This window comes from Ruegeria sp. AI3, from assembly GCF_056541245.1.
This window is the reverse complement of sequence record NZ_JBQFYA010000092.1, coordinates 1-564: the sequence shown is the minus strand read 5'-3', so window position 1 is coordinate 564 and position 564 is coordinate 1. Positions and strand designations below refer to the sequence as shown.

The 564-nt window shown below is 56.6% G+C and carries 1 protein-coding gene; it reads right to left on the bottom strand.

What is annotated here, in order from left to right:
- Positions 1-554, bottom strand: a 554-nt coding sequence (locus ACRZ95_RS23215) for a class I SAM-dependent methyltransferase (protein WP_480555764.1), incomplete at its 3' end; no start/stop codon positions are given.
- Positions 555-564 lie beyond the last annotated feature (10 nt).

Here is a 564-nt window from a genome sequence, read left to right as displayed (position 1 = left end):
CGCGCCAGCGTCAGGGCCAAACCGCCCCACCCGCATCCGATGTCGACAACAGTCATGTTGGGTTCCAAGTACAGTTTGCGCGCGATATGGGCCTTTTTGGCGTTTTGGGCCTGTTCCAGCGACACATGTGGTGTTTCGAAGTAAGCGCAGCTGTACTGCATGTCCTGATCCAGCATCAGGTTATAAAAGGCGTCGGAAAGATCGTAGTGATGTGCTACGTTTCGCCGGGACAGATTGCCGGAATTACGCTGTGTGATGGGGCGCAAAAGGTAAGCAAAACTCTCTTGCACGCGCTGAAGGACCGGCAGCCGCCCTTGGGCTGCATTTCGAATCGCGACCCGCATGGCGTTTTCGAGCGACCCGTCATCCACCGCCAATGCGCCATCCATGTAGCCTTCGCCAAATCCCAGTTCCGGATTGCGCACGAGTTTCGGCAACAGGGCGGCGTCACGAATGGAAATATGCGCCGATGGAGCCGTTCCATCGCCATAAATCTGGTGTGTCCCGTCCGAGTACGTCACATGCAGCGTCCCTTGCACAATAAACCGCTGCATTATGCGATCG